General features: G+C 60.4%; 15 protein-coding genes and 1 pseudogene. 6 read left to right on the forward strand and 10 right to left on the reverse strand.

The features are described from left to right. Window positions 1-18: 18 nt before the first annotated feature. The 5 genes from PSH84_RS28355 to PSH84_RS28375 all read right to left on the reverse strand — a co-directional run bounded on the left by PSH84_RS28355 (window position 19) and on the right by PSH84_RS28375 (window position 6,046). On the reverse strand, window positions 19-1,038 hold the full coding sequence (locus PSH84_RS28355) for a hypothetical protein (RefSeq protein ID WP_305482082.1): 1,020 nt from the start codon (window positions 1,036-1,038) through the stop codon (window positions 19-21). Further along, window positions 992-1,561, reverse strand: a complete 570-nt coding sequence (locus PSH84_RS28360; protein ID WP_305482084.1) for a hypothetical protein — start codon at window positions 1,559-1,561, stop codon at window positions 992-994. The genes PSH84_RS28355 and PSH84_RS28360 overlap by 47 nt, the downstream gene beginning before the upstream one ends. After that, on the reverse strand, window positions 1,512-1,829 hold the full coding sequence (locus PSH84_RS28365) for an OTU domain-containing protein (RefSeq protein WP_305482087.1): 318 nt from the start codon (window positions 1,827-1,829) through the stop codon (window positions 1,512-1,514). Before PSH84_RS28365 ends, PSH84_RS28360 begins: the two co-directional genes overlap by 50 nt. Continuing rightward, the gene (locus PSH84_RS28370; protein WP_305482089.1) at window positions 1,804-5,019 is read right to left on the reverse strand and encodes a dermonecrotic toxin domain-containing protein; all 3,216 of its coding nucleotides are present in this window, start codon (window positions 5,017-5,019) and stop codon (window positions 1,804-1,806) included. The genes PSH84_RS28365 and PSH84_RS28370 overlap by 26 nt, the downstream gene beginning before the upstream one ends. 127 nt (window positions 5,020-5,146) lie before the next feature. Further along, on the reverse strand, window positions 5,147-6,046 hold the full coding sequence (locus PSH84_RS28375) for a homocysteine S-methyltransferase family protein (RefSeq protein WP_122567629.1): 900 nt from the start codon (window positions 6,044-6,046) through the stop codon (window positions 5,147-5,149). Window positions 6,047-6,159: 113 nt separating this feature from the next. Between PSH84_RS28375 and PSH84_RS28380 the strand changes: the two genes are divergently transcribed. The 3 genes from PSH84_RS28380 to PSH84_RS28390 all read left to right on the forward strand — a co-directional run bounded on the left by PSH84_RS28380 (window position 6,160) and on the right by PSH84_RS28390 (window position 10,157). Further along, a complete protein-coding gene (locus PSH84_RS28380) occupies window positions 6,160-6,981 on the forward strand; it encodes an ABC transporter substrate-binding protein (RefSeq protein ID WP_305468901.1) in 822 nt (273 codons plus the stop codon). Then, window positions 6,978-7,811, forward strand: a complete 834-nt coding sequence (locus PSH84_RS28385) for an amino acid ABC transporter permease (protein WP_024619059.1) — start codon at window positions 6,978-6,980, stop codon at window positions 7,809-7,811. Before PSH84_RS28380 ends, PSH84_RS28385 begins: the two co-directional genes overlap by 4 nt. Window positions 7,812-8,423: 612 nt before the next feature. Then, on the forward strand, window positions 8,424-10,157 hold the full coding sequence (locus PSH84_RS28390; RefSeq protein ID WP_305468903.1) for an autotransporter outer membrane beta-barrel domain-containing protein: 1,734 nt from the start codon (window positions 8,424-8,426) through the stop codon (window positions 10,155-10,157). 71 nt (window positions 10,158-10,228) lie between these two features. On the opposite strand, the gene oadA is transcribed toward PSH84_RS28390, so the two are convergent. Both oadA and PSH84_RS28400 read right to left on the reverse strand, forming a co-directional pair. Continuing rightward, window positions 10,229-12,037 carry a sodium-extruding oxaloacetate decarboxylase subunit alpha gene (gene oadA, locus PSH84_RS28395; RefSeq protein ID WP_122567633.1) on the reverse strand — a complete coding sequence of 603 codons (1,809 nt, stop codon included), beginning with the start codon at window positions 12,035-12,037 and terminating at the stop codon, window positions 10,229-10,231. Between the two features lie 12 nt (window positions 12,038-12,049). Continuing rightward, window positions 12,050-13,466 (reverse strand): annotated as a pseudogene (locus PSH84_RS28400) (acetyl-CoA carboxylase biotin carboxylase subunit). Between the two features lie 187 nt (window positions 13,467-13,653). Here PSH84_RS28400 and PSH84_RS28405 point away from each other — a divergent pair. Next, window positions 13,654-14,616 (forward strand): LysR family transcriptional regulator, encoded by a 963-nt coding sequence (locus PSH84_RS28405; protein ID WP_122567634.1) that lies wholly within the window; start codon window positions 13,654-13,656, stop codon window positions 14,614-14,616. Here PSH84_RS28405 and PSH84_RS28410 read toward each other — a convergent pair. Further along, window positions 14,558-14,767 (reverse strand): PA3496 family putative envelope integrity protein, encoded by a 210-nt coding sequence (locus tag PSH84_RS28410; RefSeq protein WP_018613928.1) that lies wholly within the window; start codon window positions 14,765-14,767, stop codon window positions 14,558-14,560. The genes PSH84_RS28405 and PSH84_RS28410 overlap by 59 nt on opposite strands. A gap of 300 nt (window positions 14,768-15,067) precedes the next feature. Continuing rightward, window positions 15,068-15,934: a transcriptional regulator HexR gene (hexR, locus tag PSH84_RS28415; RefSeq protein WP_003187110.1), complete on the reverse strand. Its 867-nt coding sequence runs from the start codon at window positions 15,932-15,934 to the stop codon at window positions 15,068-15,070. Between the two features lie 431 nt (window positions 15,935-16,365). Here hexR and PSH84_RS28420 point away from each other — a divergent pair, with 431 nt between their 5' ends. Then, window positions 16,366-16,680 carry a hypothetical protein gene (locus PSH84_RS28420; protein ID WP_122567635.1) on the forward strand — a complete coding sequence of 105 codons (315 nt, stop codon included), beginning with the start codon at window positions 16,366-16,368 and terminating at the stop codon, window positions 16,678-16,680. 68 nt (window positions 16,681-16,748) lie between these two features. On the opposite strand, the gene PSH84_RS28425 is transcribed toward PSH84_RS28420, so the two are convergent. Further along, window positions 16,749-19,622, reverse strand: a complete 2,874-nt coding sequence (locus tag PSH84_RS28425; protein WP_305482091.1) for an EAL domain-containing protein — start codon at window positions 19,620-19,622, stop codon at window positions 16,749-16,751. A 261-nt stretch (window positions 19,623-19,883) separates the two neighbouring features. On the opposite strand from PSH84_RS28425, the gene uvrD reads away from it, so the two are divergent. Beyond that, complete coding sequence (gene uvrD / locus PSH84_RS28430) at window positions 19,884-22,067, forward strand: DNA helicase II (protein ID WP_305468908.1); 2,184 nt, start codon at window positions 19,884-19,886, stop codon at window positions 22,065-22,067. Window positions 22,068-22,115 lie beyond the last annotated feature (48 nt).

Genomic DNA, 22,115 nt, shown 5'->3' on the forward strand with positions numbered 1-22,115 from the left:
GGCCCTTGTTACGGTACATCACTCGGGTATCGGCGTTTTGCGTGTAGCCAGGAATGATCGAAGCGATTCGGGGGTCACCCCCGGTCCGACGTATTGCCAGGCCCAGTCCGGTATCGTTCCATGACGACTCAGGTAAAGCGCGAGCGTCAGGCGGCTGTGTTCGGCAAGCGTTCCTGGAAAGTCAAAGTTGTGCAGAAATGCCAGCACCTGTCTCGGGGTCACGTTATAAGCGCTGAGAATAACCTGATGGGCGCGGGCTTCATCGGCGGCAAGGCTGTCGATCAACGCGCTGGTGAACGCCGACTCGGAACTCAGCGAATCAGGCCGCGCCAGTGTTTGCCGGATATTCTCATCGCTGAATTGCGGCCCCACCAGGTCTTCCCAGATTCGCCAGGCGCTACGCGCTGAGATACCGGGCATGGTTTGAATGGATTGCCAGAGGTACGGGATCTCGAACAAAACCGCGATCCGGCTATTGGAAGCCATCTGACCTGCAACGCTGAACAGCCCCGTGGCCGTCGACATATTGCTCTGATCGAGATACCGCGCACCTTGGAGAAAATCCCAAAAACTCACAAAGGCCTTCTGGTGGTAAACAAGGTAGCGCAGGTTGGCGTCATCGAACGGCCGCATCCAATCAATATCGATGCGGCCGCTTCTCACCACCTCTCGATAACGACTGCCGGCATAGGCGGCAATGATTTGAAGACGCGCGTCAGACAGCGCCGGATTACGTATCCATGCCGCAAGATTCTTCACCGGAAACAGGCCGCCCAAATTGGAACCGATCACGGGACTGCGCAGCAGGATCTGGGCCCGCCTCAACAAGGCGGGGTGACGCCCGAGGGTCACAGTGAGCAGGTCCGTGAGGTCTTCGACCCTGTCGTAGTATTTGAACTGGTCCATCAGATCATCGTCGTCGATGACCTTGCCCGTTTCATGCTCGTATCGACTACTCACTTTTTCGAGATCATCGTGATCTACCAGATACTTACCATCGAGTAGTTCTTCGAGCTGATCGGGATTGAGCCCGACCATGCACGGCTTCATCGTATTTGACGAAGGCCATGTCATTGCGAGGATGATGGTCTGTCAGGTCACGGGCCCTGATACCGTACTCGAGCATGATGTGCACCACGTCCTGAGTGAGCATGAGGTATTCATTATTGAGCAGTTCGGCGATTTCCCGACTGTTGATGGGCTGCAGCAGCACATCCTCGAAGAACGCCTGCAAGGCCTGATCCTTTTGCGCGTAATACGGAATGCTGCTCAGCGCCAGGATTCCCGGCGGGCGGGGTGATAAAAATTGCCCGATGTATTGCAGGATCTCCGGCGGCAAGTTAGCCACTTGGGCCTGGTTCAATACCCTGCGCTCCATTTCTCTTGCATACAGGTCCAAGTAATTGCGCAGCGGCTGGAACAAGCCATTTGGATTGTCACCGCCATAGATGATTCGGGTGAGATCGAGCACGGCCGACTGGTCCATGATATCTGCCAGCGTCCGTGCATTGTCAGAGAGCGCTTGCTGAAGCCCGGAGGGTTGCGCCCACCAGGTAGTCATGCACCTCCGGGTGCAGATCGATGTAATCGGCCAGGTCGTTGCGCAATCCCTGCATCGAAAACCGCTCCGACGCCGGCCCCTCATTCAGTCCCCGCGCGGTGGCATTGAAGAAGCAGTCTCCGTTGGCATCGAACTCGACGACCTCTTCCCCCAACATCAGGTTGTAATGGTTCTCACCGATTCGGCTCAAAACGACATCGGTGTCTGATCGAAGCGGATGATTAATCGCCGGATAAGCCCGTTCACCCTGTCCCGGCGTAAAACGCACTGACCAGTCTTGACGGTCCGGCCTTTGCTCGATGATCAACAAGCTGCGGTTGCGTGGCCAATTCGGCAGCCGGGTGATGAGGGCCGGGACCAGATCCATGATCTCGACGTCCCACTCGCCAGACGTGCGTACCAGATCGGCAGCGGTGCGAGACGATGGGGCAGGCCTCTTGGGATTCGAGGGGCCTGGCTGAGGGGACGTCTCCCGTGAGCGCTTGCCACCGCCCCAACCATGGCCTACCGAGCGCCACTCGCCATCGGGCATGCGCGCCACGGTACTTCTGCTCACGCCACTGGAGCGGATGCTCAACCCCGTAACCGGGTCGACAATGGTGGCCTCGGTGGCCCTCAGCCGCGTATGGTCGTGCACCCGGAACACCGTCCCGTCGGGTTGCCGCACATACACCGGACGGGTCACGCTCCCCCGTGGCGTTCTGAGTGATCGTGGGGCGATAAAACCCCTGAGGGTCCGGGGTGACGCCTTGTAACAGCGACGTATCCGTCACGGCATAACGGCGATAGAGCGCCTCTTCCAGCGGCAGTCCGCCCAGCGCTTCGGCCTGGTTTTGGCGAGCCGTCACCGCCAGGAAAGTGGACCGGCCGCGTACCGGCACGCTCACCCCACCGGCCAGCCCTTTCTGCACATGGTTTGCCACGCGATCGACGAACGCCAGGGTGGGCAGGTTCGTGGGCACGGCACCGGTCCTGAGCACCAGCAGACCTGTGTTGATGGCGCGCTTGAGCATCTGGAAACCGGGCACCAGCAGCAGCCCGGCCAAGTCAAAAATGATCTCGACCGTCATCATCGCCAGCTTCGCCGCGGTTTGATGACTGATATCCCGGTTGCTGTTGGAGCGGTGATCCGCGTAGGCGCTTTGGAAGTCGACGTAGGCTCGGTGGAGCTCTTCAAAAAGATCGCCATTGAGCAACACCCCACGAACCAGCGGACGACCGCCCTGCTGCCCCAATGAACGCTTTATCTGCGTGGGGTCCAGCGTGGAAATACGCGAATGGAAATACGCCTGCCATTCTTTTTCCGGCAACAACTCGGCAATGCCGTCGCTCAGGTCGGCGAACTCACGAAAATCATCGCCACCGGGGCTGTCCGGAAAATAAACGCCCACGGTGCCCTGGATATCCGGGCCGTCCTGATCGGAAAAAATCAACACGCCATCGATGCTGACTGCATTGTTGAGCGCATCTTGCTGCCCACCCGCCCCCACGCTGCCGCCCAGCACCAGGCCATGGACACAGACCTTGCGCCCATCGACCCAGGCACGCCCCGCCGCTGTCGGCGAACGCAGCACCGTGTCCAGCCAGAAAGCCACCCGCTTGCGTGACCTCGGTGGGTCGAAAGCCTTATCGAGCACGGTGGCCTTGAACACCTCGTCGCCCCTGAGCGAAGCCTCGTAACCCTTGAATTGCAAATTAGCCAGATACGCCGCCTGCCAGGCGGCCTTGTAGCGAGGTTTATTCATCTCCTTGCGCAGCAGGGTTTCGTAACGGCCCCCGATATCAAGCTGGTTCGCCATCTCGGCCAGTTGCTTGCCCGTCAGCGTGACAAAAAAGCCATTGGCCGGGTGTTTGACACGTTGGCCATGTCGATCGAGCAGATAAACCGGCAGGACTTCCCTCATCGCATTCGGGTATTGATGCGGGCGCAGGTTATCGAGCATCAACTGGGTCAGGCTGCTGGTGCGGAACTGGCTCGGACGGGCGCTGCCGCCCTGGAACAGCGTGACCATGGTGTTGTCCGGGTCCGGCTCAATGCCCGGGTTCACGGTGCGCTCAAGGTACTGCCTGATCTGCTGGCGCGCGAACTGCAGCAGCGTCTGGACACCGCCGCCCAAGGCGTAGACCGCCTTGAATACCTGCCCCTCCAGGCGACGATAGTGGGCCTGCTCGGAACGGGTCGCGGCCCGGTAGAAACCCGGACGATTGTTTTCCACCAGGGTTTGCTGGCGCACCGCCAGGGGCCCGGACAGTGCCAACATGGGCAGGCCCAGCGCACTTTCCGCACGCTGCGCGAAGGTGTTCAACGGGACCGTCTCGTTGCCTGGCGCATTCAGGACCGTTTCCAGGGCAGCGCTTTGCAACTGCAGCAGGTCATCGGCCGCGACTTCGAATACATGCCCGGACAGCTCGGAGGAAATGTCGAGGATCGTGCGCTCCTGCCCGTCGTGGGTCGGCTGCACATTGCTGGTCAGGTCCTGGACCGAGCGGAAGCGCTGTATGCCGCCTTCCAGGGAGTACAGGAACAATGTCAGGCGGTCGGTAAACTTGATCACCATCGCCGCGGGCCATTTCTGCGGGGCGGCCGTGCCCATGTCCAGCATCACGCTGTAGACATGGGGGATGGGGGCCAGCAGCAACCGGTCTCGGTCCGCCTTGGCGGGATGGGTGGTGATGATGTCCAGCAAGCGATCTTCATCTTTCTGCTGAATGCGCTCACTCGGTGTGAGTCCGCTGGCCGGCCCCCGATCGACTTTGTACAGATTGAAAAAATGCAGGAATCGCAGGGAAAGCCAATGCGCGAAAGCCGCAGCCGTGGTGGGTAGCTCAAGGGTGTCTTCGCGGTAGTGGCGATTGCGAAACTGGGTCAAGTCGTCGCGAAACTGGCGCTTCACGCGTTCATTCGTGGTGGGGTTGGCGAGATAGAGCACCGCCTCCATGGCCCGTAGATCCTGTAAATCCAGCGGGCCGACAAACAGACTGTCGGCTTCCTTCACCGAGTCTGGGCGGGTGAAGAAACCCACGCCGCCGTCCGTGTAGGTCGCGGGCGTGTCCGCCTGCAAGCATCGCCACAGGACGTCGGTAAAACTCTCCGAGGCCGTCAGTGCACGCCCACCGTTCGAGTCAGCCTTGAAGTGGCCCACATAGCAGAAGTCCGGATCGATCTCCGCAGGTCGTGAGGCCCGTAACTTGTGCGAGGGGATCTTGGTTTGCAGCGTGTCGACCAGCAAACGCTTGAGCACGGTGTCGAACGTGGGAAGGCCGGCGAACAGACGCGCCAGTTTCGCCTGGTTGGTGTCCAGCAAGCCCAATAACCTGGCCTGCTCTTTTCCCATGGGGCTGAGCAGGTCGCCTTGAGCCGCGCTGTCGAGGCCGCTGGGTAACACGTCGGTGGGTTTAAGGGAGACAACAGGGGTATTCGATGGCGCGCCTAGCTCATGTTCGGGAAAAATAGACATTCAAAGGTCCGGTTTGGATTGAGAAAACCGGACCCTATCCCGTCGTCGAAGCGCGAATGACATACATATGTATAGGCATCGCCGAGCAAGCGACGAGAATCGTAAGCTTGGATGTCCTGTCGGCAGCTCAGTCCAGCTGTTGCGCCAACACGGCAATATGCTCCGGCCCGATCCCGCAGCAGCCGCCCAGGTGATTGGCCCCGCGCTTGCGCCAGTCCGCCGCCCATTGCAGATAACCCGGTGGGTCGAGGTCTTCGCGCAACGGGTCCAATCCGTCGTTGGCCGTCGCTTCCTTCGGTTGCGGCGGGAAGGCGTTGGCGTAGGCACCGATGTCGATCTTCACCCCCAAGCGCTCGAAGGTGTCCCGCGCCGCATCGATGGCCGCGCCGATCACTTCCGGTTGGCTGCAGTTGAACAGCAGCACTTCGACGCCCAGTTCGGCCGCCACCGCCGCAGCGTCCGCCACCGGCTCGCCGGAGCGCAGGCGTGGCACTTCATCGGTGTCTTCGTCTTTCAGGGTGAACGACAGCCAGAACGGCTTGCCGTCTTTCGGCAGGCCGGCGTGAATCGCCCGCGCTTCGACCGTGGAGCTTTGGGTCTCGGCCAGCCACAGGTCGACATGGGACGCCAGGCCGTTCACCAGGGGCGCCAGCAGTTCACTGGCGCGGGAGGCGTCGAACAGATCCGGCCGATAGGAACCGAACAGCGGCGGCAATGACCCGGCCACCCGTACTGCTTTGCCTGAAGCCTGTACCGCCCGTTGCGCCAACTCGCCAGCCAGCGCAGCCAAGGCCTGGCCTTCGGCGGCGAAACGCGTTTCGCCAATATGGAACGGCACCACTGCATAGCTGTTGCTGGTGATCACCTGGGCGCCGCTGGCAATGTAGGCCGCGTGCACGGCTTCAACCGCCTGGGGCGCTTCGCTCAAGGCCAGGGCCGACCACTCAGGCTGCCGGAACGGCGCGCCCCGGCGTTGCAGTTCGCGGCCCATGCCGCCATCGAGAATAACTGTCGTTCCTGCGCCCATATGCGATTCACTCATAAGCTTATGAAAAATACTCACTACCGGAGTTGTTCTTATAACTATTTAATACGCACCATTCAGAGAACTACAACTTATTTTTCTAACAGGGCCTTCCCATGAAATTACCACCATTGCTGGCCCTGGGCCTGACGCTGCTGACCGCCGCTTCGCAAGCATTCGCCGGTGCCACGCTGGATCGCATCGAACAGAAAAAAGAGCTGGTCGGCGTGCTGATGGAAAGCTATCCGCCCTTCTCGTTCCTCAATGACCAGAACCAGCTCGACGGTTTTGACGTGGACGTCGCCAAGGCCGTGGCGCAGAAACTGGGGGTGAAGCTGCGCCTGGAGACGCCGTCCTGGGACGTGATCGCGGCCGGTCACTGGAGCGGGCGCTATGACATCTGCATCTGCTCCATGACGCCGAGCAAGGCCCGCGCCGAAGTGTTCGATTTCCCGGTGCAGTACTACGCCTCGCCCGCGGTGATCGTGGTTAACGCCAAGGATGACCGTGTCCACGGCGCCAAGGACTTGAGCGGCAAGAAGGTCGGCCTCACCAGCGCCTCCAGCTACGAGAGTTACCTGAACAAGAACCTGGTGATCGAAGGCGCCGAGGATACCCAACTGAGCTATCCGTTCGAGGACGTGCAGATCGCTCCGTACGACACTGACAACGTGGCGTTCCAGGACTTGGGCCTGGGCGCCGGGGTGCGCCTGGACGCGGTACTGACCAACCTGGTAACCGCGCAGCCGCGCCTGACCGAAGACAAGCGCTTCAAACTGGCCGGCGAGTCGCTCTACTCCGAACCGAACTCGGTGGCCATCGAAAAGGGCGATGCGCAGTGGGACAGCAAGGTGCGTGAAGTCTTTGCGCAGTTGAAACAGGACGGCACCTTGAGCAAACTCTCGCAGAAATGGATCGGCGCCGACATCACCCAATGACTTCTTTTCCACCCCCTCAGCCACCGCCACCGGTGGCTGAATCACGCCTGCAAAAAATCTTCGGTTTTCGTACCCGGCTGTACCTGACCTGGGCGGCCATGCTGGTGCTGTTCGCGAGTTTCTTCCTGAGCTTCGACCTCAAGTTCTCCATTATCCTCGACAAACTGCCGAACCTGCTGGGTGTGCACCTGGCGCCCAATGGCTTTTTGCAGGGTGCGGTGCTGACATTGTTTCTGTGCCTGTGCTCGATCGTTGCGTCGTCATTGCTGGGCTTCATCACCGCCCTGGCGCGGCTGTCCAGCAGCGCGGTGGCATTCGGCATCGCCAGTTTCTACGCGTCGTTCTTTCGCGGCACGCCCCTGCTGATCCAGATCCTGTTGATCTACTTGGGCCTGCCCCAACTGGGCGTGGTCCCAGGTGCGATTGCCGCCGGGATCATCGCTCTGTCGTTGAACTACGGCGCCTACCTGAGCGAGATCTTCCGCGCCGGCATTCTCGGCGTCCCCAATGGCCAACGCGAAGCCTCACTCGCCCTGGGCCTGAGCGAAACCGTGATCTTCTGGCGCGTCACCCTGCCCCAGGCCATGCGCACCATCATCCCGCCGACCACCAACCAATTCATCTCCATGCTCAAGGACTCTTCGTTGATCTCGGTGATGGGGGTTTGGGAGGTGATGTTCTTGGCGCAGTCTTATGGTCGCTCCAGCTATCGGTATATCGAGATGCTGACGACGGCGGCGATTATTTACTGGTTGATGTCCATTGCGTTGGAGCTGATTCAAGCGCGGATGGAGCGGCATTATGGGAAGGCTTATCTGAATAATCGTTGAGCTGAGGTGGGATTTTAAGGTCGCCTGACGTGCAGCCGAATCGCTAGCAAGTGAAGCTTGGAGATCACACCCACCGATGCCCCCCCCAACACTTCCAGCGCATCGCAACCATCCTGCAACAACAGATGCGCGGCGTTGGCGAAATACTCCAGGTCATAACCCTAATGCTGCCGCGTCCGACCAAATTTGATCTGCATGACCTGTAGACGCCCCTCAGACTTCAATCAAACAGAAAGATCTACACATGCTGTAGGGCAATGCCTCAGTCCATGGAAGCCACCGCAACGATGCCTTGGTCGCAGCAAAGGCAGCCTACAGATTTCATCCGCTGTATCTTGCCCACCGCAAGGAGATGGCTGGCATCGCGTTCCGGGGTGAATTTTTAAAGTGCGGGTTCCCTTTATGAGAGACCGCACGATGCCTACCCCACCTGTGTACCCACTCCGACACCTCGCCCTGGCGATTGCCTTGGCGCTCGGTTGCGCCGATGTTTCGATGGCCCGGCAATCGACCCATGATGCTGTTGCTACCCCCTCTGAAACAGCCCCCCAGCCGCAAACCCAACCCGAAAATTCGACCAAGGCGTCCAGCAGACCGCCCAAGTTCACGACTATGGAAGGCGAATGGTCGCGCGACATCAGTTTCAGCCATAAAGGCCGGGTTGCGGCGGACACCCAATTTCGCAACCTCGGCCAAATTGGTGCCGAAATAGAGGTTGCCGGCGACTTTCAGAACGAGGGAAGCGTGAGCAAGTCTGTTTTCGTGGACCAGACTGGCACGTTTAGCGGTCCTGGCACCGTCAACGCGCTGAAGGTGCAAGGCCAGTTGGCGGTCGACCCCGAGAGAGGGGCGCCTACGATCAAAAGGAATCTTGAATTGGCGCCAGGCGCAACATTGCTCTACGGCATCCATCCAAACGGCGGCAGCGCCACGATCAAAGTCGGCGGCACCGCGAAACTGGGCAATGCATCGCTGAAAATCGTCAACGTGCCCGGTGAATACATCGACACCAGCAATCACGTCGTGATCGATGCAAAGAAGGTGGATGGAGAGTTCGGGGCGATCGTCAATGAACTTGCGTTCATGACAGCGACGGTGGACTACACCGCAAAACAGGTGGGCCTGACCTACACGCGTAATAAAGTTCCGTTTGAAGATGCAGCAACCACGGACAACGCACGAAAATTCGTGGCCAGTATCGAGGAGCCGCAACAGGTGGCACCGCCAGAGCCAAGCCCCATTGTCGCCCCGGCCATCGCTCAGGTGTCTGCGGTTAAGCCAGACAACCATGGCGCGACACACATTCCCACCGAACCACCAAGAACCATCAATACCGCAGCACAACCCAATACCGCCATCAATGCCCTGCTCGGCACCAATATGATTACGGCGGCCAACGCCATTGATCAACTGAGTGGCTACCACACCGCTGAACTGGGCAACGCCATCTTGAGCAGCGTCGCACCGACCAGCACCGGCGTGCTCTCGGCCATGGACTCGACACAAGCAGGAAACACACGGGGCGACGGTCAGGTCTGGGTCCAGGCCATCGGCAACAACGGCCGCCTCGCCAAGCAATTGGGCAGCTATGCCCTTAAACATTCGACAAAGGGCCTGATGCTGGGAACCGACTGGGCCATCAGCCCCAATTGGCGACTGGGCATCATCGGCAGCAAGACCCAGACACGACTGGACAGCTATCAATTCGACGGAGCACTCGACAGTTGGCTCGTAGGTGCCTATGCCTTGCGCCAGGACGGTCCGCTGGCGCTGCGCCTGGGCGCTGTTTATGGCAATCATGACGGCAGCACCAAGCGCCATGTCGTGTTCAATGGATTCAGGGACCGCCTCAAGGGTCGTTACAACGCCACAACGCAACAGGTCTTTGGACAGGTCGGCTACAACCTGGACGTCGGACAATTCGATATAGAGCCCTACGTCCAAGTGGGCTACCAACGCTATCAACGCGACGCCTACTCGGAAAAAGGTGGCGACGCCGCGTTGCAGTACAACGGCCAAACCCAGGAACACTACAACAGCGAACTGGGCCTGCGCCTCGCCCGTCCTTTTGTCTTCGACCAAGGCATGCGATTGACGCCGTGCGTCGATGTCGGCTGGAAACACCTATACGGCGACATCAGGGGCAGCTCCCATCAACGCCTGGCTAACGGCGGCAATGTCTACCTCATCAAAGGAGTCGAGCTGGACCGCGACAGCCTTCTCTTGCAAGCAGGACTGGACCTGGCCGTATCGCCACGTCATACCCTGGGACTGAACTACAGCGGCGAAACAGGGCAGGACAACCGCAACGGTGCGCTGATGGGGCAGTGGCGAATGATGTTCTGACCTTCTCGCGGGCAAAAAAAAGGGGAGCACATGCCCCCCCGAGGTTAAAACGTTGTATCGAGGCTGTTCAGTCAGCCTTCGATCTCGATCAGGATCTCGCCCGGGTTGACCCGGTCGCCCTTGGCCACATGAATGGCGGTGACCTTGCCGGCGATGGCCGCCTGCACTTCGGTTTCCATCTTCATGGCTTCAGTGATCAGCACCGCTTGGCCGGCCTTCACCACGTCGCCCTCCTTGACCAGGACATCGACGATGTTGCCCGGCATGGTGGTGCTGACATGGCCCGGCGCAGTGGCTTGCTTGCGCTTGCTGCTGCCGCCGCTGACAAACTCATTGAGCGGTTCGAACACGACCTCTTCCGGCATGCCATCGATGGACAGGTAGAAGTGACGCTTGCCTTCGGCCTTGACGCCTACACCAGTGATGTCGACGCGGTAGGTTTCGCCGTGAACGTCGATGACGAACTCGGTCGGCACGCCTTCGCCGCCTGCGGAGCTGACGCTGCCCGCCTCGGGGATCGGCAGCAGCACTTCCGGAGTCAGGGTGCCGGCGTCGCGTTCTTCGAGGAACTTGCGACCGATGTCCGGGAACATGGCATAGGTCAGCACGTCCTCTTCGGACTTGGCCAGCGCACCGATTTCGCCACGCAGCTTGGTCATTTCCGGCTTGAGCAAATCGGCCGGACGCACGTCGATCACCTCTTCACTGCCGATGGCCTGGCGACGCAGCTTTTCACTCACCGAGCCCGGCGCCTTGCCGTAGCCGCCCTGCAGGTAGAGCTTCACTTCGTTGGTGATGGTCTTGTAGCGCTCACCGGCCAACACGTTGAAGAACGCCTGGGTGCCGACGATCTGCGAGGTCGGGGTCACCAGCGGCGGGAAGCCGAGGTCTTCGCGCACGCGCGGGATCTCCGCCAGCACTTCGTTCATTCGGTTCAGTGCGCCCTGCTCTTTCAACTGGTTGGCGAGGTTGGAAATCATCCCGCCCGGTACCTGGTTGACCTGGACGCGGGTGTCTACGGCGGTGAACTCGCTTTCGAACTGGTGGTACTTCTTGCGTACGGCGTAGAAGTACAGGCCGATTTCCTGCAACAGCTCCAGGTCCAGCCCCGTGTCGAACTCACTGCCTTTAAGGGCCGCGACCATCGACTCGGTGCCCGGATGGCTGGTGCCCCAGGCGAAGCTGGAGATCGCGGTGTCAATGTGATCGGCACCGTTTTCGATAGCCTTGAGCTGGCACATCGCGGCCAGGCCGGCGGTGTCGTGGGAGTGGATGAACACCGGCAACGATTGCTCGGCCTTCAGCGCTTTCACCAGTTCGCCGGTGGCATACGGGGTCAGCAGGCCGGCCATGTCCTTGATCGCCACCGAGTCGCAACCCATGGCTTCCATCTGCTTGGCCTGGGCCACGAACGCGTCGATGGTGTGCACTGGGCTGGTGGTGTAGGCGATGGTGCCCTGGGCGTGCTTGCCGGCGGCCTTCACCGCCTCGATGGCGACCCGCAGGTTACGCACGTCGTTCATCGCATCGAAAATACGGAACACGTCGATGCCGTTGACCGCAGCCTTGGCCACGAACGCCTTGACCACGTCATCGCTGTAATGGCGATAGCCCAGCAGGTTCTGGCCGCGCAGCAGCATTTGCAAGCGAGTGTTGGGCAGCGCCGCGCGCAGTTGGCGCAGGCGCTCCCACGGGTCTTCCTTCAGAAAGCGCACGCAGGCGTCGAATGTCGCGCCGCCCCAGACTTCCAGCGACCAATAGCCAACTTTGTCGAGCTTGTCGCAGATCGGCAGCATGTCTTCGGTGCGCATGCGGGTGGCAAGCAGCGATTGGTGGGCGTCGCGCAGGATTGTGTCGGTAACAAAGATCTTCTTGGACATGGTCATACTTCCTTACAGGCCTGCGTGGGCGGCAATGGCGGCGGCGATGGCCAGGGCCAGCTCTTCGGGTTTGCGCTTGATCGAGTAGTTGGTCAGCTCAGGGTGGCTTTCAACGAAGCTGGTATTGAACTGACCGCTGCGGAATTCCGGATTGCGCAGAATCTCCTGGTAATACGCGGCGGTGGTCTTGACCCCCTGCAGGCGCATGTCATCCAGGGCTCGCAGGCCACGGTCCATCGCTTCTTCCCAGGTCAACGCCCAGACCACCAGCTTCAGGCACATCGAATCGTAGAACGGCGGAATGGTGTAGCCGGGTGTAGATCGCTGTGTCGGTGCGCACACCCGGGCCGCCAGGGGCGTAGTAGCGGGTGATCTTGCCGAAGCTGGGCAGGAAGTTGTTTTTCGGGTCCTCGGCGTTGATACGGAACTGCAACGCAAAACCCCGGTGCAAGATGTCTTCCTGCTTGACCGACAGCGGCAACCCGGAGGCGATGCGGATCTGTTCGCGAACGATGTCGATACCGGTGATTTCTTCGGTGATGGTGTGTTCCACCTGCACCCGGGTGTTCATCTCCATGAAATACACCTCGCCTTCGGCGAGCAGGAACTCCACGGTGCCGGCGTTCTCGTAGCCCACTGCCTTGGCGGCGCGCACCGACAGATCGCCGATGTAGGCGCGCTGCTCGGGGGTCAGTTGCGGGCTCGGGGCGATTTCGATCAGCTTCTGGTTGCGGCGCTGGATCGAGCAGTCGCGTTCGAACAGGTGCACCACGTTGCCGAAACTGTCACCCAGGATCTGCGCTTCGATGTGCTTGGGATTGACGATACATTTTTCCAGGAACACTTCCGCCGAACCGAATGCCTTGGTGGCTTCGGAAATGACTCGCGGGAAGGCCTGTTCGAGTTCTTCGCGGCTGTTGCAACGACGGATACCGCGACCGCCGCCGCCAGACGTGGCCTTGAGCATCACCGGGTAACCGATCCGATCACCTTCGGTCAGCGCCTCTTCAATGCCCGATACGTTGCCTTCGGTGCCCGGCGTGACCGGCACACCGGCCTTGATCATGCTGCGGCGCGCTTCGGTCTTGTCGCCCATGCGACGAATGACTTCCGCCGAGGGGCCTATGAATTTGATGCCGCGTTCAGCGCAGATGTCCGCCAGCTCGGCGTTTTCCGAAAGGAAACCGTAGCCTGGGTGCAAGGCATCGCAGCCGGTTTCCACCGCCAGGTTCACCAGTTTGCGCGGGTTGAGGTAGCCGGCCAGCGGATCGGCACCGATGCTGTGGGCCTCGTCCGCACGCTTGACATGCAACGCATGGCGGTCCGCGTCGGAGTAGACCGCGACCGAGCGAATGCCCATCTCGGCGCAAGCGCGCACGATGCGGACGGCAATCTCACCACGGTTGGCGATCAGGATCTTTGTTATCAATTGGAGGTTCCCTTGAGCCGGTGATACCACGGCCTGGGTTCCAGGCCGACGCGTGACCAGATGTAACAATTGGTCGCAGCTCCACACTAGTCCTGGCTGGGGATTAACAAAAATGAATAATTATTGGGTCATGCATAAGCAAAGACTTATAGTTGCGCTATTCGTCTCACTCCAGAGTGCTTAGGAAATGCGTAAGTCATTGATGCGTATGACATTGCGTCAATTGCAGATTTTCAACGAGGTGTGCGACCTGAGGTCTTACAGCCGTGCAGCCGACGAAATGTCTCTCACACAACCGGCCGTTAGCCTACAGATTCGATCCCTGGAAGAGCTGATTGGCCAGCCCTTGTTCGAGTATGTCGGCAAAAAACTCTACATGACCGAAGCCGCCGAAGCCCTGCAACGTGCCAGCCGAGACATCTTCGGGCGCCTGGAAAACCTCGATATGCAGCTCTCGGACATGCAGGGTTCGCTGCAAGGCCAATTGAAGCTGGCGGTGGAGTCCAGCGCCAAGTATTTCGTCCCGCACCTGTTCGCTGCGTTCAAGCGCCAGCATCCGGAGGTCAACCTGAACCTCACGGTGGTCAATCGCGGCCAGGTCATCCGACGCCTCTCGGACAACCGTGACGACCTGGTGATCATGTCCATGGTGCCCCAGGACATGGGCCTGGAGTTCCTGCCCTTTCTCAACAATCCGATCGTCGCCGTGGCGCCGCCCGATCATCCGCTGTGCCACCTGGGTCCGCTGCGCTTGCAGGACCTGGAGCCCTACACGCTGCTGGTGCGCGAACCGGGGTCCGGCACGCGGCTGGCCTGCGAGGAATACTTCAAGGAGAAACGGGTGCACTTCACCCAGACGCTGGAAGTGGCGTCGGCGGAGGCCCAGCGCGAGTGCGTGGTCGCCGGGCTGGGCGTGGCGTTGTTGACGCGCCACGCCGTGAGCCGGGAACTGTCGTCCGGCGCACTCATCGAGTTGCCGGTGGAGGAATTGCCGCTGTACCGCAGTTGGTGCCTGGTACAGGCCAGGGCCAAGCGCCTGTCACCGGTGGCCCACGCCTTCCTGGCGTTCGTACGCGGCGAGCGCGCTCAGATCATCGGCCTGGTTGAGCGTTTCGACGGGAAGCCGCCGGTGTTGCCTGCCAGTAATTGAACTCTGCCGCGTCAGGAAATTCGCTGATCTCGGCCAAGAGCTGGCGCTGTTCATAGCGGTCTTCGATGGCACGACGGAACGCCATGCGGCGCTGGTCTTCTTGCTGACGACGGGTTTTGACGGCGCTGCGTTCTTCGTAGGACTGGGTCATGTCGAGACTCCCAAGACGTATACGGGAGCTTTACGATGACGGCGCGGGATGACGGTTTGGCGGCGCGAGGGTTACAGAACGATGAATTCGGGCAAACGCACCTTCTGTGCCGAACAATGCTACTCACTTAAGGCGCGCCCGATTCATTGTGGCGAGGGGATTTATCCCCGTTGGGCTGCGCAGCAGACCTCAGCTTTTCTTGTGTGCCAGGTGATTTTAATGGCTGCTCGAGGGGCTGCTTCGCAGCCCAGCGGGGATAAATCCCCTCGCCACAGAAGTCCCCAACTTCAAGACCAGCGGTCAGTCGTCCAGCGCTTTCACCGACTTGGGCGACAGCCGCAAGCTGCGAAGGCTGCGCTTCACGCTCTTGAGGTGGTTGACCAAGCTCGGGCCACGGGCCATAGCGACGCCCATTGCCAATACGTCGATCACCACCAAGTGGGCGATGCGTGAGGTCAGTGGCGTGTAGATCTCGGTGTCTTCATGCACGTCGATGGCCAGGTTCACTGTGGAAAGCTCAGCCAGTGGCGTCTGGCTCGGGCACAAGGTGATCAGCGAGGCCCCGCTTTCGCGCACCAGGTTCGCGGTGATCAGCAGATCCTTGGAACGGCCCGATTGGGAAATGCAGATCGCCACATCGGTGGGCTTCAAGGTCACCGCCGACATGGCCTGCATGTGCGGATCGGAATAGGCCGCTGCCGTCAGCAGCAACCGGAAGAACTTGTGCTGGGCATCGGCCGCCACCGCGCCCGAAGCACCGAAGCCATAGAACTCGACACGCTGGGCCTGGGACATGGCCGTGACAGCTTTTTGCAATGCCACCGGGTCGAGCTTCTCGCGAACCTCCATCAGCGTATGCAGGGTGGTGTCGAAGATTTTCAGGCTGTAGTCCGCCACTGAGTCATCTTCATGGATCGCAAACTGACCGAAGCTCGCGCCGGCGGCCAGGCTTTGCGCCAGTTTGAGTTTCAAGTCCTGGAAACCCGAGCAACCGATGGCCCGGCAGAAGCGCACGATGGTCGGTTCGCTGATGCCGACGCTGTGGGCAAGATCGGCCATGGAGCTATGCATCACGGCCGCAGGATCAAGCAGTACATGATCGGCGACTTTCAGCTCCGACTTGCGCAGCAAGTGGCGTGACTGGGCGATGTGTTGCAACAGGTTCAAGGGGCTGGACTCTTGTTATGGGCAGATGCCGGGATGTAGCAAGCTTGTAGTTATACTACAAGAATTGGCGCTTTGCCCGTCCAAAACGTAACTGGATTGCCTCGCGGCCCCTTTGTTTTGGCCGAGGATCGCCAGATGTAGCAGCCTGTGTCGTGGCGCAGACCCTCTGTGTCGCCGATCCGCTGATTTCCAAGCGCGACCTGAACCTCTGACTGGCGAAAAATCGTTTAATCAATCACTGACTACTGACTATCCCCCAACAACCTATCCCAGCCGTAATAGACAATAGACCTCAACGAAGAACCTGTTAACTCATCATCGACTAACTTCTACTTACAATACCAATCTCAATTCCCCCAGACACTATCCAGTCGAAGTCGATATATTGGCTCCCGCAGGACGCAATCAACTTAACTACAGGAGTTACTATCATGACCATCACAACTAAAGATTGGACCGCACAAATCGATCGCATGCCAGGTACCGCTTCTTTCCGTACCTTTGGCACTGTAACCGTACCCCACACGGGCATTACGCCAAAGCTGGTACGAAGCCAAATGCAGGACAAGTCCTTCGATCTGCGACTGGAATTGAAACTCGAACATTCCAACGAAATTTCGCTGCCGGTCATCACCGACAAAGTCGTCGAGTACAAAGTGCTGGGCGAATCTCATGTCACCGGCGTGAGCATTTTTTTCGAAGATCAGCTGCTGCACCACATCGATGAAGTACTAGTGACCAACTAAGCGCATGTTCATCACTTCCCGTCAGACAATAAAATCGTCTGGCGGGAAGTTCCAACCAGGGATCATATTCATTCAATCAAGTGTTGCATTCGCAACAAACCGGCCAGCCCCTCAGCTTCCACCGGCCGGCTGATCAGATACCCCTGCACCTCGTCACAACACTCGCTCCTGAGGAAATCGAGCTGCTCCTGCCGCTCTACACCTTCGGCCACTACCTTGAGCGACAGTCCATGAGCCATTGCAATGATTGCCCGGGTAATGGCGGTGTCCACGCTGCCCTCGCCGAGCCCGCGAATGAATGCCTGATCGATCTTCACGTAGTCCACCGGGATGCGTTTGAGGTAGCTCAGGGATGAGTAACCGGTGCCAAAATCGTCGATCGCCAGCTTGACCCCAAGGTCACGCAATTGCTGAAACGTGGCAATGATGTGTTCAACGCTGTCGAGCAGCTGGCTCTCGGTCAACTCCAGTTCCAGGTACTGGGGCGCCAGGCCGGTTTCTTCCAGCACTTGTCGCACCAGGCTGACCAGCTTGCCCTGGCGCAGTTGATGCACCGACAGATTGACCGACACCCTGATCGGCTCGAGCCCTTGACGCTGCCATTCGCACGCCTGCCAACAGGCCTGGCGCAACACGAACTCGCCAATCGGCCCGATCAAGCCGGTCTCTTCGGCCAGGCCAATGAAATCCCCCGGCGGCACCCGCCCCATGGCCGGATGATCCCAACGCACCAGCGCCTCGGCGGCATTCAGGCGACCGGTCGCCAGACACAATTTTGGCTGATAAAAGACCTTCAGTTGTTGCTCTTCCAAGGCTTTGCGCAACTGGTTTTCCAGTTGCAGGCGCTCCAGCGTGCTGGCTTGGAGGCTGTCGGTGTAGAACTGGAAATTGTTGCCGCCCAAATGCTTGGCATGCTGCATGGCCATATTCGCCTGGCTGACCAGCGTGGCAATTTCCCGCGTGTTGTCAGGCAACAAGCTGATGCCGATGGAGGCGCTGAGCACCAGTTCATGGCCTTCGATGGTCAGCGGCACACGCAGCTTGGCGGCCAACCGGGTCGCCACCCGGGCCAGACTTGAAAGGTTGCCGTAGGCATCGAACAACACCGCAAACTCATCGCCGGATAACCGGGCGATGGTGTCCGCCTCGGGCAGTGCATTGATCAGGCGCCGCGCCATTTTCTGCAACAACTGGTCGGCGATGTCATGACCAAGGCTGTCGTTGAGCAACTTGAAGCGGTCCAGGTTGATATGCAGCAACGCCAGGCTGCGCCGTCCGCCCTGGCGCACACGCTGATGAGCTTCGTTCAGGCGCTCGCGAAACAGCGAACGATTCGCCAGCCCGGTCAGCTCGTCGTAATGGGTCAGGTAGCGCATCCGCTCTTCGGATTCGCGTCGGGCCGAAAGATCGGCGAAGAAGCCCACGATATGGCTGACATTTCCCCGAGCATTGCGCACCACGTTCAATTGCAGCCATTGCGGATACAGCTCGCCGTTGGCCCGCGCCTCCACCAGCTCGCCCTGCCAGGTGCCGTGCTGCTTGAGCGCTTGGCGAATGATCGGGTAGTGCCGGCGCGCATCGCGACTGCACGGCAGGTCGACCACGCTGCGCCCGAGCATGTCCTCGATATTGAAACCGGTGACCCGCGTGAACGCCTGATTGGCGGCAAGCAGCAGGTAGTTGGGGTCGAAAATAACAATGCCTTCGCTGGCGGCCTCGAATACCGTGGCCGCCAGCTGCCGTTGCTGCTCGAGTTCCTTGCTGGCGCTGATGTCGCGCCGGGTGCCAACCATGCGCAGCACCCGCCCGCTCGCGCTGCGCTCCACGGCCCGGCCGCGGTCTTCGATCCAGACCCAGTGACCATCGCCGTGACGCACACGGTATTCGATCTGGTAATCCTCGCTACGGCCCTTGAGGTGTTCGACCAGGGCCCGCTTGAGTGCCGGCACATCCTGGGGGTGCAGGCGCGGGGTCAGGTGGCTGAGCATCGCCGTGACGTATTCGGGCTCCAGCCCGAACAGCTCCTTGAGCTGGGTGTGATGGACTTCGTCAGTCTGCAGGTTCCAATCCCACAACCCCAGCTCACTGGCTTTGAGGGCCAAGGCCAGGCGCGCCTCGCTCTTGCTCAGGGCCTGGCTGGCGGCCTCCAGTTCAAGGCTGCGCTGCGCGACTCGCGCCTCCAGGCCAACCTGGGCCGCCCGCAGCTTCTCCTCGGCCGAGCGACGTTGCTCGACCTCCCGGCCCAGCGCCTCGTTGAGCAATGCACTGCGGGTTTGGGTCTGCTGCAGATGCTCGATCAGGGCCTGGTTCTGAAAGCGTCGCAGCATGCCACTCTGGATCAAGCGGTTGACTTGCCAGGCCACCACGCTCAAGGAAACCAGCACAATCAGCCCGAGCCAGCCCCAGCCACGTTGCTGCTCATCGCCGCCCCAGAAGAGATAGCCGATGGCCGGTAACAGGCAAGGCAAAGCGAAGGACAGGAACGCCGGAAGACTCACGGCATAGGCCACGCTGGCCGACAGCGCGGCCGCGCCAATCAGGCCGAACACCCAGGCCTGCTGCTGGAAGCTGTCGGCCGGGACCAGCGCGATCCCGGCCCCGGCCAGCGTCAGGCCGGTCATCGCTGAGCCCAGCAAAAACATCCGCAACCAGATCGGGTGCGCCTGGCGGCTTGGCATCGCCGAATCGAAAGCCGCCACCTGGATCACTCGCAACGCCACCAGTGACAACAACCAGACGAGCCAGACACTGACCAAAAAATAGCGTCGCGGCTCCCATAACAGCGCAGCGCAGACCAGACCGTTGAGCAGCATGAACAGCGTAGGCAGCAGCGAGCCTTGATACAGCAGACGTGTGCGCTCGACCGCCATCTCCGTGGCGTACTGCTTGCAGATGACCCGTGGTTCCACACTGGGCCCCGCCGGATCGGAATTGAGGGTCATTGGCACTGTTCTTGTTCTTATTCAGTGGAGCGTGGAGAACCCGAAACGAGCACCGAGCATACACAAGCCATGGGCCATCCCACACTGCCCCAGCTCACAAAAACACTGAAAAAAGTCGCTATTTCATTGGGTGGCGACCCTCCCGGGCGAGTCCCATCAACGCCTGTAGCCTGTGACCCGCCGGTCATCACCAAGCGGTCTTTTATCGGTTGATGCAAAGCTCGGTTTGCCCGGGGTGACGCCGCACCCTAGAATGCCCCGATGCGCGATGATCTCTCCCTTCTGCTGAACTCCCTCAACGATGCCCAACGTCAGGCCGTAGCCGCCTCCGTGGGTCGTCAGTTGGTCCTGGCCGGTGCCGGCTCCGGTAAAACCCGAGTGCTGGTGCACCGTATCGCCTGGTTGATCCAGGTCGAGAACGCCTCGCCCCATTCGATCCTGTCGGTGACGTTCACCAACAAGGCCGCGGCCGAGATGCGCCATCGCATCGAACAACTGATGGGCATCAATCCCGCCGGCATGTGGGTCGGCACCTTCCACGGCCTGGCGCACCGCTTGTTGCGGGCGCATTGGCAGGAGGCCGGGCTGAGCCAGACCTTCCAGATCCTGGACAGCGACGACCAGCAACGCCTGGTCAAGCGGGTGATCCGCGAGCTGGGCCTGGACGAACAACGCTGGCCGGCCCGCCAGGCCCAATGGTTCATCAACGGCCAGAAAGACGAAGGCCTGCGCCCGCAGCACATCCAGGCCAGCGGCGACCTGTTCCTGGCGACCATGCGCAGCATCTACGAAGCCTACGAGGCGGCGTGCCAGCGTGCCGGGGTGATCGACTTTTCCGAATTGCTGCTACGGGCGCTGGACCTGTGGCGCGACCACCCAGGGCTGCTGGCCCACTACCAAAAGCGTTTCCGGCATGTGCTGGTGGACGAATTCCAAGACACCAACGCCGTGCAATACGCCTGGTTGCGGCTGCTCGCCAAGGGCGGCGACAGCCTGATGGTGGTGGGTGACGACGATCAGTCGATCTATGGCTGGCGTGGCGCCAAGATCGAGAACATCCACCAGTATTCGGCGGACTTTCCCGACGCCGAAGTCATCCGCCTGGAACAGAACTACCGCTCCACCGCCGGCATTCTCAAGGCTGCCAACGCCCTGATCGCCAACAACACCGGGCGCCTGGGCAAAGAATTGTGGACCGATGGCGGCGAAGGCGAGGCGATCAACCTCTACGCCGCCTTCAACGAACACGATGAAGCCCGCTACGTGGTGGAAACCATCGAGAGCGCGCTGAAAACCGGCCTGGCCCGCAGCGACATCGCCATTCTGTACCGGTCCAACGCCCAGTCGCGGGTGCTGGAAGAGGCATTGCTGCGCGAACGAATCCCCTACCGCATCTACGGCGGCCAGCGCTTCTTCGAGCGTGCTGAAATCAAGAACGCCATGGCCTACCTGCGCCTGATCGAAGGTCGCGGCAACGATGCGGCCCTGGAGCGGGTGATCAACGTGCCGACGCGGGGCATCGGCGAGAAAACCGTCGAGGCGATTCGCGATCACGCGCGCCACAGTCACGTATCCATGTGGGAAGCCATACGCCAGTTGGTGACCAACAAGGGTGTGACCGGTCGCGCCGCCGGCGCCCTGAAGGCCTTCATGGACCTGATCGAAGACCTGGCCGCCAAGTGTGGGGAAATGCCCCTGCACTTGATGACCCAGACCGTCATCGAGCAGTCCGGCCTGATCGCCTACCACGAAGCGGAAAAAGGCGAGAAAGGCCAAGCCCGGGTGGAAAACCTTGAGGAACTGGTCAGCGCCGCGCGCAATTTCGAGAACACCGAAGAAGACGCGGACCTGTCGCCTCTCTCGGCCTTCCTGGGCCATGCCTCCCTGGAGGCCGGCGACACCCAGGCCGACGAACATGAAGACAGCATCCAGCTGATGACGCTGCACAGCGCCAAGGGCCTGGAATTCCCCTACGTGTTCCTCGTGGGCATGGAAGAAGGCCTGTTCCCCCACAAGATGAGCCTGGAAGAACCGGGGCGCCTGGAAGAGGAACGGCGCCTGGCCTACGTCGGTATCACCCGCGCCATGCAGAATCTGGTGCTGACCTACGCCGAAACCCGACGTTTGTATGGCAGCGAGACCTACAACAAGGTGTCGCGCTTCGTACGTGAGGTGCCAAAGGGCCTGATCCAAGAAGTCCGGCTGTCCAACAGTGTCAGCCGACCATTCGGTGGCGGCCAGCAACAAAGCACCAGCAGCCTGTTCGGCGGCAGCGATATCCCGGAAACCGGCTTCAGCCTCGGCCAGACCGTGCGGCATTCGGTGTTCGGTGACGGCGTGATCCTCAACTTCGAAGGCGCCGGCGCCCAGGCCCGGGTGCAGGTGAACTTCAGCGAAGGCAGCAAGTGGCTGATGCTGGGGTATGCCAAGCTCGAGGCGATCTAAGGATTTGCTAAACCCTGTGGAGCAAGGCTTGCCCGCGAGGCGGTGGCG

The sequence above is a fragment of the Pseudomonas beijingensis genome, assembly GCF_030687295.1.
GTDB lineage: Bacteria > Pseudomonadota > Gammaproteobacteria > Pseudomonadales > Pseudomonadaceae > Aquipseudomonas > Aquipseudomonas beijingensis.